The 14761-nt window shown below is 70.6% G+C and carries 10 protein-coding genes; 8 read left to right on the top strand and 2 right to left on the bottom strand.

Annotated features, from left to right (window positions below):
- Positions 1–21: 21 nt before the first annotated feature.
- From sucD to ALA01S_RS00380, 7 genes are all read left to right on the top strand, one after another.
- On the top strand, positions 22–915 hold the full coding sequence (sucD, locus tag ALA01S_RS00410; protein ID WP_066330568.1) for a succinate--CoA ligase subunit alpha: 894 nt from the start codon (positions 22–24) through the stop codon (positions 913–915).
- A 167-nt stretch (positions 916–1082) separates the two neighbouring features.
- A complete protein-coding gene (locus tag ALA01S_RS00405; RefSeq protein ID WP_066330566.1) occupies positions 1083–1799 on the top strand; it encodes a TerC family protein in 717 nt (238 codons plus the stop codon).
- Positions 1800–2275: 476 nt separating this feature from the next.
- Positions 2276–2977 (top strand): TerC family protein, encoded by a 702-nt coding sequence (locus tag ALA01S_RS00400; RefSeq protein ID WP_066330565.1) that lies wholly within the window; start codon positions 2276–2278, stop codon positions 2975–2977.
- A gap of 25 nt (positions 2978–3002) precedes the next feature.
- Complete coding sequence (locus tag ALA01S_RS00395) at positions 3003–3446, top strand: hypothetical protein (protein ID WP_066330564.1); 444 nt, start codon at positions 3003–3005, stop codon at positions 3444–3446.
- Positions 3447–3516: 70 nt separating this feature from the next.
- Positions 3517–4473: a serine/threonine-protein kinase gene (locus ALA01S_RS00390; RefSeq protein WP_084267077.1), complete on the top strand. Its 957-nt coding sequence runs from the start codon at positions 3517–3519 to the stop codon at positions 4471–4473.
- A gap of 196 nt (positions 4474–4669) precedes the next feature.
- Positions 4670–5656 carry a magnesium/cobalt transporter CorA gene (corA, locus tag ALA01S_RS00385; protein WP_066330562.1) on the top strand — a complete coding sequence of 329 codons (987 nt, stop codon included), beginning with the start codon at positions 4670–4672 and terminating at the stop codon, positions 5654–5656.
- A 441-nt stretch (positions 5657–6097) separates the two neighbouring features.
- A complete protein-coding gene (locus tag ALA01S_RS00380; RefSeq protein ID WP_066330561.1) occupies positions 6098–6964 on the top strand; it encodes a ferritin family protein in 867 nt (288 codons plus the stop codon).
- A 106-nt stretch (positions 6965–7070) separates the two neighbouring features.
- Here the strand turns inward: ALA01S_RS00380 and rrtA are convergent, their stop codons facing one another.
- Both rrtA and glnE read right to left on the bottom strand, forming a co-directional pair.
- Positions 7071–7787, bottom strand: a complete 717-nt coding sequence (gene rrtA, locus ALA01S_RS00375; RefSeq protein WP_066330560.1) for a rhombosortase — start codon at positions 7785–7787, stop codon at positions 7071–7073.
- Positions 7784–10516, bottom strand: a complete 2733-nt coding sequence (gene glnE / locus ALA01S_RS00370; RefSeq protein ID WP_066330559.1) for a bifunctional [glutamate--ammonia ligase]-adenylyl-L-tyrosine phosphorylase/[glutamate--ammonia-ligase] adenylyltransferase — start codon at positions 10514–10516, stop codon at positions 7784–7786. Before glnE ends, rrtA begins: the two co-directional genes overlap by 4 nt.
- Positions 10517–10648: 132 nt before the next feature.
- On the opposite strand from glnE, the gene ALA01S_RS00365 reads away from it, so the two are divergent.
- A complete protein-coding gene (locus ALA01S_RS00365; RefSeq protein ID WP_066330766.1) occupies positions 10649–14728 on the top strand; it encodes a YhdP family protein in 4080 nt (1359 codons plus the stop codon).
- Positions 14729–14761: the final 33 nt, after the last annotated feature.

Here is a 14761-nt window from a genome sequence, read left to right as displayed (position 1 = left end):
TGAATCTCGGAAGAACACCCCATGAGCATCCTCATCAACAAGGACACCCGCGTCATCACCCAGGGCATCACGGGTAAGACCGGCCAGTTCCACACCCTGGGCTGCCAGGCCTACGCCAACGGCAAGAACTGCTTCGTCGCCGGCGTGAACCCCAAGAAGGCCGGCGAGAAGTTTGCCGACATTCCCATCTACGCCAGCGTCAAGGAAGCCAAGGGCGAAACCGGCGCCACCGTGTCGGTGATCTACGTGCCGCCCGCGGGCGCCGCCGCCGCCATCTGGGAAGCCGTGGAAGCCGACCTGGACCTGGCCATCTGCATCACCGAAGGCATCCCCGTGCGGGACATGCTGGAAGTGCGCAACAAGATGAAGGCCAAGATCGCCGCCGGCGGCAAGGAAACGCTGCTGCTGGGCCCCAACTGCCCCGGCCTGATCACGCCCGACGAGATCAAGATCGGCATCATGCCTGGCCACATCCACCGCAAGGGCCGCATCGGCGTGGTCTCGCGCTCCGGCACGCTGACTTATGAAGCCGTGGCGCAGCTCACCGAAATCGGCCTGGGCCAGAGCTCGGCCGTGGGCATCGGCGGCGACCCGATCAATGGCCTCAAGCACATCGACGTGATGCGCATGTTCAACGACGATCCGGACACGGACGCCGTGATCATGATCGGCGAGATCGGCGGCCCCGACGAAGCCGAAGCCGCCCAATGGTGCAAGGCCAACATGAAGAAGCCCATCGTCGGCTTCATCGCCGGCGTCACCGCCCCGGCCGGCAAGCGCATGGGCCACGCCGGCGCGCTGATCTCCGGCGGCGCCGACACCGCTGACGCCAAGCTCGCCATCATGGAAGAGTGCGGCTTCAAGGTGACGCGCAACCCGTCTGAGATGGGCAAGCTGCTTAAGGCCATGCTCTAAGCAAGGCCTGCAACGCGCCGCCGCGGTTGGGAACAATTCCCGGCCGCGCGGCGCGGCGTTCGTAGTACTACGAACGCTGACGGCGGATTCGCTGCCTAAACTCCGGCGGCGCTCGAGGGGGCTTCGGCCCTCTTTCCTTTTCCCCCCTCCATTTCCGCTGTCGTCCCATGGAAATCATGTCCGCTGCCTTTTGGGCGGCCCTCGGTTCGATCATCGTCGCCAACATCCTGCTGTCGGGCGACAACGCCGTCGTGATCGCACTGGCCGCGCGTTCCCTGCCGCCGCACCAGCAAAAGAAGGCCATCTTCTGGGGCAGCGCCGCCGCCATCGTGATGCGTATCGTGCTCACGCTCATCGCGGTCAAGATGCTCTCGCTGCCCTACCTCAAGATCGTGGGCGGGCTGCTGCTGGTCTACATCGGCGTGACGCTGCTGCTGGAGGAGGACGACGAGGAGGACGACGGCAAGCACGCCAGCACCGGCATGATGGCCGCCATCCGCACCATCCTCGTGGCCGACCTGGTGATGAGCCTGGACAACGTGCTGGCCGTGGCCGCCGCGGCCAAGGGCGACACGGTGCTGCTGGTCGTGGGCCTGGGCGTGAGCATCCCGCTGATCATCTTCGGCAGCACCATGCTGCTCAAGGTGATGGAGCGCTTCCCCATCATCATCACGCTGGGCGCGGCGCTGCTGGGCTTCCTGGCCGGCGAGATGCTGCTCACCGACCCGGCCGTCACCGCCTGGTACGGCGCGGAGCTGCCGCACAGCACGGTCAACGTCGCCGGCGCCGTCGGCGCGCTCGCGGTGGTGGGCATCGGCCTGGCGCTGCAGCGCCGCTCGCGCGCGGCCAAGGAGCGCGAGCAAGCCTCCGCTCAACGAGCCTGAGCTTCACAAGGCGCCCGCAGCGGCGCTCCGCACTGAAGCTGCCGGCCCGGCTCACGGCCGCCCTCACGACGCCCGCGAAGCGCAAGCTCCGCGGGCGTCGCGCTTTTGGAGTCCAGATCGCGCATTTTGGACAGGGTTTCCCATGCAATGGGCCCGCAACGGCCGGGGCTGCGGCAACTAAAGCTTGCCGCGGGGGCGGGCCTCTGGTGAAATCCAGTTTCCCGAAGGGGAGTAGCTCTCCAGCGCACCACGGGCCACTACGGCCGCGGCGCGCCGGATCGGCAGGTCGTCAATACGAAGCCATCGGCTTCCGGCCTGCCGGGCCATAACCAAAACTCCAGCCGAGCAAGACCTTCGACGCAGACCGCCCCTGGCGGGATGCTCGAAGGCGACCCCATGGGCGTCGGCGCGCGTTCTATCGCCGGAGGCGGTGTGCATTAGGTCCTTCCTTTGCAACCGTCCCTTTCGGAGAACCCATGGAGTTTTTTTCCCCCGCCTGGTTTTCGGCCCTGGCCGCCATCGTCCTGATCGACCTCGTGCTGGCCGGCGACAACGCCATCGTGATCGCGCTGGCCGCGCGCAGCCTGCCGCAGCACCTGCAGCGCAAGGCCATCCTGTGGGGCACCGTCGGCGCCATCGCCATGCGCTCGCTCATGACGCTGGGCGTGGTGTGGCTGCTCAAGGTCCCGGGGCTGATGCTCGTGGGCGGCCTGGGCCTGGTGTGGATCGCCTACAAGCTGCTGGCACCGCAAGCGGAAGAGGGCGCGCACGGCGGCCCCGTCACCAACACCTTCTGGGGCGCGATGCGCACCATCGTCATTGCCGACGCGCTCATGGGCGTGGACAACGTGCTGGGCGTGGCCGGCGCGGCGCACGGCGCCTTCGACCTGGTGGTCATCGGCCTGCTCATCAGCGTGCCCATCGTGGTGTGGGGCAGCTCCATAGTGCTCAAGCTGGTCGAGCGCTTCCCCGCCATCACCTACATCGGCGCGGGCGTGCTGGCCTTCACGGCGGCCAAGATGATCGTGGGCGAGCCGCTGCTGGACGCCGTGTTCGACCCGCACCTCGCCGCGCGCCTGGCGCTGTACGTGCTGCTGGTGGTCGGCGTGCTGGGCGCGGGCTGGCTGACGGCGCGTCGCGCAACGGGCGCCATGCAATCGCAATCCCCGGCGGCCTGAGAACCGTCATCCCTGGAGGCATCCCATGGAAATGATCGCTGCGTTCGTTGACGATGCCGCTCAGGCGCTGCGCGTGCTCCAGCCCCTGGCCGGGCCCAACACGCACTGGCTGCTGGTGGGCTGCGCGCCCAAGCTCACGCATCGCGTGAGCAAGTGGGTGTCGCACAGCAACCGCGAGCAGTGGCGTGCGCGCTGGGCGTCACAGCTCTTCAGCGAGTTGCGCCCGCAACTGGCCGGTGCGCGCGTGGAAACGCTGGTGGCGCGCCGCCCGCTGGCCGAGGTGGCGCAGCAGCTGCAACTGCGCCACGGGCGGGGCCTGCGCCTCATAGACGCGCGCCGCCCGCGCATGGGCCAGCCGCACGAGGCGCTGCCCACGGGCCTGGTGGAAGCGCCGCCCATGCAGGACCGCTGGACGGTGCCCATTGCCGTCACCTCCGGCCTCACGCTGGTGCTCACGCTCAGCGACTGAAGGCGCAGCGGCTGCGCCGGGGCCCCGTGCTAAGGTCCCCGCACCGGGATACGGCACGGGGCGGCGGCGCATGGCAAAAAGTCTGGTGGCATGGTGGCGACGGCGGCGCGAGCCGCCGCCGCCGTCCGACTCCACCCTGGAGACGGATGCCGATGCCGCCGGAGAAGGCCTGCCCGCGGGCCTGCTGTTCGCGGGGCTGCGCGTGGAGCGGCTCATAGGCCGCGGCGCGCTGGGTGCGGTGTACCTGGCGCGCGATCCCGCCACCGGCACGGCGCTGGCGCTCAAGACGCTGCCGCTGGGCAGCGGCGGCGGCGATGCTTCCCAGCAGGCGCTGCGCCAAGCCTTCAACATGGAAGCCGAGGCCGCGCGGCGGCTGCGCCACCCCGACATCGTCCAGGTGCTGGACGCCGGCCAAGCGCAAGGCCTGGGCTACCTCGTGATGGAGCTCGTGCCCGGCTGCGACCTGGCCCGCTACACGCACCCCGCGCGGCTGCTGCCGGAACCGCTGGTGCTGGAAATCGGCGCGCGGCTGGCGCTGGCGCTGGCCTACGCACACCGGCAGGGCGTGCTGCACCGCGACGTCAAGCCCGCCAACGTCATGCTTCACCTGCCCACGGGCCACTTGAAGCTCATGGACTTCGGCCTGGCGAGGGTGCACGACGCCACGCGCACCCGCAGCGGGCTGCTGCTGGGCACGCCGGCCTTCATGGCGCCGGAGCTGCTGGCCGGCACCAGCGCCGACGCGCGCAGCGACCTCTACGCCCTGGCGGCCATGCTGTTCCAACTGCTCACGGGGCGGCTGCCGCACGAGGGCGACTCCATGGGCCACCTGCTGCAGTCCATTGCCCGCGACGAGCCCAAGCCGCTGCACGCGCTGCGCCCGGACCTGCCTCCGCTGCTGTCGGCGCTGATGGCACGCGCCCTCTCGCGCGCACCCGCGCAGCGCGAGGCCGACGGGCTGGTGCTGGCCGAGCAATTGCGGGCGATTGCCGACGCTTCTTGGCCGGGAGGCCGCCGAAGCCGATGAGATAATCGCGGCGTTCCATTTACGGAGACTGCATTGGACCAGAGTCACCCTCGGTGACCGTCCACTCCGACGCGTGACCGCCTGGCGGACCCACGGGGGGTGAGGCGGTTCACGACACCACCAGCGGGCCCGGCATGGCACCTCAAGCCTGCGCGCTGCGCCCCGCACACACACACGCGTCGTTGGAGATGGGCAGATGCTCAATGTGTTCACGTTGGAAGCCGGCAAGCTCAAGGGCCGGCTGCTGCAGGACGACTTTCGCGATACCGCCGCGCTGAACGCGCTCAAGCCGGTGTGGGTCGATCTCGAAGCGCCCACGGAAGAGGAAAAGGCCTGGGTGCACGCCCGCTTCGGACTGGAGCTGCCGGCCGACATCGTGGACGAGGACCTGGAGGAATCGGCGCGCTTTTACGAAGAGGACAACGGCGAGCTGCACATGCGCTCGGACTTCCTCATCGACGCCGACAAGAGCCACGACGAGCAGGGCTCGCGCAGCGTGCGCGTGGCCTTCATCCTGCGCGACAACGTGCTGTTCTCCGTGCATGCCGAGGACTTGCCGGTGTTCCGGCTGCTGCGGCTGCGTGCGCGGCGCATCCCCGCCCTGATCGAGGACGCCAAGGACGTACTGCTCAAGCTCTACGACGCCGACGCCGAGTACAGCGCCGACGCGCTGGAGAGCATCTACGACAGCCTGGAGCAGGTCAGCCAGCGCGTGCTCAAGGAAGAGGTCAACGACGTGGTGGCCGGCGAGGCGCTCACCGCCATCGCGCGCGAGGAAGACCTGAACGGCCGCATCCGCCGCAACGTCATGGACACGCGCCGCGCGCTGAGCTTTCTCATGCGCAGCCGCATGCTCAATGCCGAGCAGTTCGAGGAGGCGCGCCAGATCCTGCGCGACATCGACTCGCTGGACAGCCACACGGCCTTCCTGTTCGACAAGATCAACTTCCTGATGGACGCCACCGTCGGCTTCATCAACATCAACCAGAACAAGATCATCAAGATCTTCTCGGTGGCCTCCGTGGCACTGCTGCCGCCCACGCTCATCGCCAGCCTCTACGGCATGAACTTCAAGTTCATGCCGGAGCTGGAATGGGAGATGGGCTACCCCTTCGCGCTGGCGCTCATGTTCTTCAGCGTCATCACGCCCTTCTGGTACTTCAAGCGCAAAGGCTGGCTCTGAGGCGGCGACGCCTCGCCGCCTGAGCGCATCTTCAAGCCGCCTTGCGCGCGCACGAAAAAAACGGGGCACCGTCATGACGGTGCCCCGCGTCTCATAAAGACTGCCGTGCCGCGCCCCGAAGCGAACGAGGGAGGGAGGGAGGAGGAGAAGCGCTTGCGGGATTGCAGCCAGCGGCGCTGGCGGGCAGCACGGCAGAAAACCAAATTGCCGGCCTGGATGACACCGGCAGGACAGATGAGACAACACACCGCCCGTCCGGTTCCACCACTGTGATTCGCAGTTACGTTTGCATTAAGTCTGCAACGCGAATCTGCTTGTTCCCTTGGGGGAGGTTTGCATCCGGAGCGCAGTTCCAGGATTTCCATAGGGAAATCACTACGGGCACCTAGAATGCGCGGTTCTGTCTCAAGTCAAGCCCGCTGCAGAAAAAGGCCGCCTGTCATGCTTTATCCCGAGCTCTTCAAGCAACTCGAAGCCGTCCGCTGGAACATGGACACCGATATTCCATGGGACCGCTTCGACGCCTCGCAGCTCAGCGACGAGCAGGCGCGCACCATCAAGATGAACGCCATCACCGAGTGGGCGGCCCTGCCGGCCACCGAGATGTTCCTGCGCGACAACCGTGGCGACAGCGACTTCTGCGGCTTCATGAGCGTGTGGTTCTTCGAGGAGCAGAAGCACTCGCTGGTGATGATGGAGTACCTGCGGCGCTTCCGTCCCGACCTGCTGCCCACCGAGGCCGAGCTGCACGAGGTGCGCTTCGAGTTCGACCCGGCCCCGCCGCTGGAGACGCTGATGCTGCACTTCTGCGGCGAAGTGCGCCTGAACCACTGGTACCGCCGCGCCGCCGAGTGGCACACCGAGCCGGTGATCAAGGCCATCTACGAAACCCTGGCCCGCGACGAGGCCCGCCACGGCGGCGCCTACCTGCGCTACATGAAGCGTGCCCTGGTGCAGCACGGCGACGAGGCCCGCCTGGCCTTCGCCAAGGTCGGCGTGCTCATGGCCAGCGCCCGCCGTACCTCGCAGCCGCTGCACCCGACGAACCTGCACGTCAACGAGAAGCTCTTCCCGCGCGACACGGTGCAAAGCCGCCTGCCCGACCCCGACTGGCTGGAGCAGTGGCTGGACAAGCAGATCCAGTTCGACGCGAGCTGGGAGACCAAGGTCGTCGAACGCCTGCTGCACAACCTGAGCCTGCTCATGGGCCAGGATTTCACCTCCGTGCAGGCGCTCAACCGCTTCCGCAAGGAGCTCTCCGTGAAACTGGCCGCCCAACAGGCCGACGCCACGTCCGACGCGGCCTGAGTTCCCAAAGCAACTTCTCCCGTGCCCTGGCGCCGCCCCTGCGGCCGGCGGCACGGCGCAAATGAAAAGGCTTCCCTCGGGAAGCCTTTTCGCTTTTCAACGCAGCTCAGCGCGGCGCCTGCCTGGAGGCCAGGCCCACGGCCAGCGCGCCCAACAGACCGGCCGCCACGCCCGCCGCGTGGGCCTGCGGTGCGATGGCGACGTCCCAGGCGATGCCGCCTGCTCCGGCGCTCCAGGGCCACCACGGCGACTCGGCCCACAGCTTCGCCAGCAAACCCAGCCACACCGCCGCGCCCACGGCACGCCAGCGTCCGCGGCGCGCCAGCAGCGCCATGCTGGCCACCGCCACGCCCGCGTGCAGCACGCCGGAGAGGCCGCCGTAATGCGGCAGCGGCGGCGCCGTCCACAACGCCAGCGCCAGGTGCGTGAGCGGCCACGCCAGCGCCCAAGCCAGCGCCTCGCGCGGCCTCACCTCGGCCGCGCAGCCGTAGAGCGCCAGCACCAGCAGCCCGGCCGCGTTGGCGGCCAGGTGCATCGGCGTCCAGTGCACCCAGGCGGCCGTCCACAGCCGCCAGGGCTGCGCCAGCCAGCGGCCGGGCTGGCCGTCGAGCAGGCCGTCGAGGGAGGAGGGCAGCGCGAAAGCGAGCACCGCACCCACGCCCAGCAGCGCGGCCAGCCCAAGCCAGGCGCGGCAGCCCGCGAACACGGCGGAAGGGGTGCAGTGGGCGGCCGGCGCGGGGGCGGACACCTGGGCCGGCGCACGGGCCGGCCCGCCCGGCGGCTTGGGAGCGGAAGTGCCGGCCGCGCCGTCGCGGCGGCTCAATCAAACACCGCGTGCCACAGCGCGAGGACGGCCTCGCGCTGCGCCGCAAGCTGCTCCTGCGGGAACTGCGTGGGCTGCTCGTCCAGCCGCGCGCGGTGTTGGGCGCGGCGCAGCTCGCGGTAGGCCGCCGCTGCCGCCTGGCCCACGCCCGCGGGCAGCAGCGCGGCCTCCTCGGCGCGCTGCATCAGCGCGATGTTGCCCACGTTGTCCAGCAACTGCGCGTGGCGCTGCCCATGCGCCAGCACCAGGAACTGCACGGCGAACTCGGCGTCCACCATGCCGCCGGGGCTGTGCTTGACGTCGAAGAGGCCGTCCTTCACCGGGCGCGCGGCGCGCATCTTGTCGCGCATGGCCTGCACCTCCTGGCGCAGCGCCAGTGCGTCGCGTTGGGCGCTGAGCACCGAGCGGCGTATCTGCTCGAAGCGCGCGCCGATGTCGGCGTCGCCCGCCGAGAAGCGGGCCCGCGTGAGCGCCTGGTGTTCCCAGGTCCAGGCCGTGTTGCTGCCGCGGCCGAGCTGGTAGCGCTCGAAGGCCTGCAGCGAGGTCACCAGCAGCCCGGAATTGCCGTTGGGCCGCAGCGCGGTGTCGATCTCGAACAGCTCGCCGGCCGAGGTGCGCAGCGTCAGCCATGTGATGAGCTTGCGGACGAACGCGGCGTAGACCTCGGGGGCGCGGTCGTCCTCGTCGTCGAAGAGGAAGACCACGTCCAGGTCGCTGCCGTAGCCCAGCTCCTTGCCGCCGAGCTTGCCGTAGGCGATGACGGCGAATCGCGGCGCCTCGCGGTGCCGGTTGCGCAGGTGCAGCCAGCCCCAGTGCAGCGTGCGCTCCAGCACCACGTCGGCGAGAGCCGAGAGGTCGTCGGCGACCTGCTCCACGGTGATGTGGCCTTCCACGTCGCGCACCAGGGTGCGGAACACCTCGGCGTGGTGGGCGCGGCGCAGGGTGTCGAGCAGCGCCTCTTCCGAGGCCTCGCCGGAGCGCTCCCAGGCGGCGTGGCGCTCGTCGAGCTCGCGGGCGAAGGCTTCGCGGTCGAAGCGCTGGTCGATGATGCGGCGGTCGGCCAGCTCGTCGATCACGCCCGGGTGGCGCATCAGGTAGCGCATGGGCCAGCGCGCCAGGCCCAGCAGCCGCAGCAGCCGCGCCTGCACCTCGGGGCGCTCCACCAGCAGCGCGAAGTAGCTTTCGCGCCGCATCAGCGGCTCCAGCCAGTCGATGAAGCGCAGCGCCGCGTTGGCCGTGCAGTTCTGGCGCTCCACCGCGTCGGCCGCGCGCTGCACCAGCCGCGCCAGGCGCAGCTTGCTGTCGTCGCGCAGGGCCTGCAGCTTGGGCTGGCTCACCCACTGGCGCACGCGCTGGCCCAGCTCGGCCGGCAGCTTTTGCAGAAAAGCCTCGTCGTCCACCGGCAGCGGCGTGCCGCCACAGTGGCGGCAGCCGTTGGAGCGCGCGGGCGGGCTGCGGCCGTCGTGCAGCAGGGCGTCGAATTCGAGCGCGACGAACTCGCGCGTCTCGCCCAAGCGGTCCAGCAGCTCGCAGGCGTCGGCGCTGCAGGTCAGCTCCAGGCTGCGGGCGATCCAGTTGAGGTCGCCGTCCACCGTGGGCAGCAGGTGCGTCTGCTGGTCGTCCAGGTATTGGATGCGGTGCTCGATGCGGCGCAGAAAGCTGTAGGCGCTGGCCAGCCGCTCGGCGGTGGCCGGCGGCATCATCCCGTGCGCGGTGAGCTTTTGCAGCGCGCGCAGCGTGGAGCGGGTGCGGATCTCGGGGAACTGCCCGCCGCGCACCACCTGCAGCAGCTGGACGATGAATTCGATCTCCCGGATCCCGCCGCGCGAGAGTTTTACATCGTTGGCCCGCTCGGGCCTTCCGGCGGCGCGGCGCTGGGCTTCTTCGCGTATGCGCAGGTGCAGCTGGCGCAAGCCCTCGAACACGCCGTAGTCCAGGTAGCGGCGGTAGACGAAAGGCGTCACCAGGTTGCGCAACTGCAGCGCGCGCCCGCTGGTGACGGCCGCACGCGGCGCCACCACGCGGCTCTTGAGCCAGGCAAAGCGCTCCCACTCGCGGCCCTGTGCGAAGAAGTAGGTCTCCAGCATGGCCAGGCTCACCACCGGCGGGCCGGAGTTGCCGTTGGGCCGCAGCGCCAGGTCCACGCGGAAGACGAAGCCGTCGTCCGTGGTGTCGCCTATGAGCGCGTACAGCCGCTTGACGACCTTGGAGAAGTACTCGTGCGCGGTGATGGGCACGGCGCCGTCGGTCTCGCCCTCTTCCTCATAGACGTAGATGAGGTCGATGTCCGAGGAGACGTTGAGCTCGCGCGCGCCCAGCTTGCCCATGCCGACGATCCACAGCTCTATGGGCTGCCCTTCGGCGTTGCGGGGCTCGCCGTGGCGCTCGGACTCCTCGGCGCGCGCCTGGGCCAGTGCCGCTTCCAGCGTGGTCTCGGCCAGCGCCGTCATGGCGGAGGTGACGTCCTCCAAGCTGGCGCGTTGCTCCACGTCCAGCACCGCCAGCCGCTCCAGGACGAGCTGCCGCGCGATGCGCAGCGCCGAGGCCAGCGGGCGCCCGGCGGCGGTGAGAGTGTCGATGAGGGCCTGGATCGTCGCGCCGTCAGGCACGCCCTCTGCCAGGAGGGGGAGAAGATCGGCATGACGGCGGCGCACGCGCTGCACGAAACGGCTGTGCTCCGCCAGTGCGGGCGGCGGAACATCGGTCGAGATTGGTGAAGCGGAAGCCATCGTGCCGGCAAAACCCCGTGTGCTAGATTCGACCGGGTCATGGAGCGGCATCGGAAACTCGACCGCGCTCGCGTCCGGTTCCCCGATCACCTGTTGTACCTGTCGCGCCGCACGACCGGCGGGCGTTCCGACATGCCTCCAATCCCCCCCGATCCCACAGCCCGCCGCGTGTCGCGCTGGCCCTTGGGCCTGCGGCTGGCGGCCGGGCTGTTGATCGCGGCGTGGAGCCTACTGCTGGTGGGCCTGGCCGTGCTGCACTGGGTCATATTGCCCCACGCCCGCGAGTGGCTGCCTTACTTCGAATCGCATGCGAGCCGCTCGCTCGGTGTACCCGTGCGCGTGGGCGACCTGGAGCTCCGCGGCGGCGGCTGGGTGCCGGCGCTGGAGCTGCGCGACGTGGTGCTGCTGGACGTCCACCAGCGCGAGGCACTGCGGCTGCCGCGCGTGTCGGCGGCGGTGTCGGTGCGGTCCCTGCTGACGCTGCGGCTGCGCATGGAGCAGCTCGTCATCGACGGCGCGCAACTGGACCTGCGCCGCGACGCCCAGGGCCGCCTCTTCGTGGCCGGTCTGCCGATCTCGCAAGGCCCCGACGACGGCAAGAGCGACGACACGTCGCTGGCCGACTGGTTCTTCGCCCAACCCGAATTCCTGGTGCGCAACGCGCAAGTGCGCTGGACGGACGAGCAGCGCGGCGCCACCCCGCTGGCGCTCACGCAGGTGCAGCTGCTGCTGCGCAACGGGCTGCGCCGCCACGAGCTGCGGCTGGACGCCACGCCGCCGGCAGCCTGGGGCCAGGCCTGGACGCTGCAGGGCCGCTTCACGCAGCCGCTGCTGGCGCGCGCGGCCGACTTCAAGCGCTGGCGCGGCACGCTGCACGCCGACCTGCCGGCCGTGGACTTCGTCCCGCTGCAGCAATACGTGGATCTGCCCGCGGCGGTGCACGGCGGCCAGGGCGCCGTGCGCGCCTGGCTGGAGCTGGAGCGCGGCCAGGCGCGCGAGGCCACGCTGGACCTGGCCCTGCGCGCCGTGGACCTGCGCCTGCCGGACCACGAGCCCCTGGCGCTGGCGCAATTGCAGGGCCGGCTCACCGCGCAGCGTGGCGAGGAGCGCTACACCTTCACCGCCCAAGGCCTGGGCTTCACCACCGACGACCACCTGCAATGGCCCGCCGGCAACGCGCGGCTGCAGTGGCGCCACGACGGCCAGGGCGGCGAGCTGCAGGCCGACCGGCTGGACCTGGCTCTGCTGGCGCGGCTGATGAGCCGCGTGCCGCTGCCCAAGCCCGTGGAGGCGCAACTGGCCACGCTGCAACCCGCCGGCGTGGTCAGCGGGCTGCAACTGCGCTGGGACGGCCCGGCCGAGCAGCCGGCGCACTACCGCGCCAAGGGCCGCGTGCAGGGCCTGTCGCTGTCCGGCGCGGCGGCGGGGAAAAGCGGCGACATCGGCCGCCCAGGCCTGCAGGGGCTGGATGCCGACTTCGAAGCCACCGAGGCCGGCGGCAGCGCGCGCCTGGCCGTGGCACAGGGCGCACTGGAATTCCCCGGCCTCTTCGAGCAGCCCACGCTGCCGGTGGAGCGTTTCACAGCCGTGCTGGCCTGGCGGCTGCAGACGGCCGCCGCCCCCAGCGCCCCCAAGTACGAAGTGCTGCTGCGTGACGTCAAGCTGCTCAATGCCGACGCGCAGGCCGAGTTCAACGCCGCCTGGCGCACCGACGCCCAAGGCCGCCTGCCCGGCACGCTGGAGCTGGAGGGCAAGCTCCAGCGCGGCCGCGCCCAAGCCGTGGCGCGCTACCTGCCGCTGACGCTGCCGGCCGACACCCGGCACTGGGTGGAGCAGGCCGTGCGCGGCGGGCGCATCCCGCAGGCCACGTTCAAGGTGCGCGGCAACCTGGACGATTTCCCCTTCCGCCGCGCCGCCAGCGGCGAGTTCCGCATCGCCGGCCAGGTGGAGGACGTGACCCTGGCCTACGTCCCCGACGACGCCACCTGGCCCGTCTTCACCCAGGCCGCGGGCGAGCTGGTCTTCGAGCGCATGTCCATGCAGTTGCGCAATGTGCACGCCCGCGTGGCCAACCATGCGCTGGAGCTCACCGGCGTCAACGGCGGCATGGCCGACATGGCGCAGGCCACGCTGCGCATCGAGGGCGTGGGCCGCGGCGTGGCAGCGGACATGCTGCGCTTCGTGGACACGTCGCCCGTGGGCGGCTGGATGGACAAGGCCCTTTCCGCCGCCACCGCCACCGGCAACGCCGAGCTGCGGCTGGCGCTGCAGATGCCGCTGTCCGACCTGGACCAGACCGCCGTGCAGGGCAGCGTGCTGCTGGCGGGCAACGACGTGCGCATCGTCCCCGACGCGCCGCTGATGGCGGCCGCCCGCGCGCGCGTGGATTTCAACCGCCAGCGCATCACGCTCACCGGCGGGGCGCGCGTGTTGGGCGGCGACGCGGTGTTCGAGGGCGGCACACAGGGCGACGGCACGCTGCGCTTCACCGGCAACGGCGTGGCCAGCGCCGAGGGGCTGCGCCGTGCGACGGAGCTGGGCCTGGTGGCGCGGCTGGCCGGCGCCTTCAGCGGCCAGTCGCCCTACCGGCTGGTGGTGGCGGTGCGGCAGGGGCATCCGGAAATCCAGGTGACCAGCAACCTGGTGGGCATGGCGTCCGACTTGCCCGCGCCGCTGCACAAGGCCGCCGAGGCGGCGCTGCCGTTGCAGGTGAGCTCCCGCGTGGTGTCCGACGGTGCCACGCCGCAACTGGAGCACTGGCACGTGGACGCCGCCGGCCTGTTCCAGGCCCAGGCCGTGCGCGACCTGCAACGCAAGGACGCCGACGGCAGCCCACTGCTGCTGCGCGGCGGCCTGGGCGTGCTCACCCCCGTGCCCCAGCCGGCCCAAGGCTTCGGCTTGGCCCTGGCGCTGCCCGCGCTGGACGTGGACGCGTGGGAGCAGGCGCTGGAGCGGGTGTCGCAGCCGCTGCCGGCCAGCAACGGTGCGGCAGCGGCCACGGGCACACCGTCCAACGGCGGCGCCCCGGCGCTGGATGCCTCGCTGCCCCTGAGCGCCTCGCTGCAGGTCGGCCAGATGCTGGTGCACGGCCGGCGGCTGGACCAAGTGGTGGCCGGCATCTCGCGCGCGGGCGGCGACCCGACCTGGCGCGCCAACCTGCACGCGCAGCAGCTCGACGGCCACGTCGAATACCGCCCCGGCGCCGGCACGCAGGCCGGCCAGGTGCGCGCCCGCCTGGCACGGCTGGCGCTGCCACCCAGCGAGGCGCAGCAGGTGGAAAACATGCTGGCGCAGGCGCCGTCCACGGTGCCAGCGCTGGACATCGTGGTGGAAGATTTCGAGCTCGGCGGCCGCGACCTGGGCCGCGCCGAGATCCAGGCCGTCAACCGCCGCACCGTCGGCCGGCAGGCCGAATGGCAGCTGGACCGCCTCTCGCTCACCACGGCCGAGGCCGAGCTCAAGGCGCTGGGCCGCTGGGTGCCGGCGCCGGGCGGGCAGCGCCGCATGGTGATGGACTTCCGCATGGATCTGGCTGACGGCGGCGCGCTGCTGGAGCGGCTGGGCTTTGGCGGCGTGCTGCAGGGCGGCAAGGGCCGGCTGCAAGGCGAGGTGTCGTGGCCGGGCTCGCCGCTGGCGCCGGACCCCGCGCGCATGGACGGCCAGTTGCGGCTGGACCTGCAGCAGGGCCGGTTCCTGAAGGCCGGCGCCGGCGCGGGGCGGCTGCTGTCGGTGCTGAGCCTGCAATCCATACCGCGGCGGCTGACGCTGGATTTCCGCGACGTGTTCCTGCAGGGCTTTGCCTTCGACAACATCACCGGCGACGTGCACATCGACGACGGCGTGGCCGACACCAACAACCTGCTCATGCGCGGCCTGCAGGCGGCGGTGCTGATGGAAGGCAAGGCCGACCTCGCCCGCGAGACGCAGGACTTGCACGTGGTGGTGGTGCCCGAGATCAACGCCGGCACGGCGTCGCTGGCCTATGCGGCCATCAACCCGGCGGTGGGTTTAGGCACCTTCCTGGCCCAGCTTTTCCTGCGCAAGCCGCTCATGCAGGTCGGCACGCGCGAATTCCAGATCACCGGCTCGTGGAGCGACCCGCAGGTGGCGCGCCTGGAGCGCGCGGCCGACAAGCCGCTGCCCAACCTGGACCCGTCGCCGCCCCCGGGTGCGGCCGCCGCGGCGTCCAGCCCGCGCAGCTCGCAAAACTGATTTCCCGCCAAGTTTGGGTTTGAACCTTGGCGG

It is taken from the genome of Azohydromonas lata NBRC 102462 (assembly GCF_001571085.1).
Lineage (GTDB): Bacteria > Pseudomonadota > Gammaproteobacteria > Burkholderiales > Burkholderiaceae_C > Azohydromonas > Azohydromonas lata.
The sequence above is the reverse complement of the archived record's forward strand: the minus strand, read 5'-3'. Positions and strand labels throughout refer to the sequence as shown.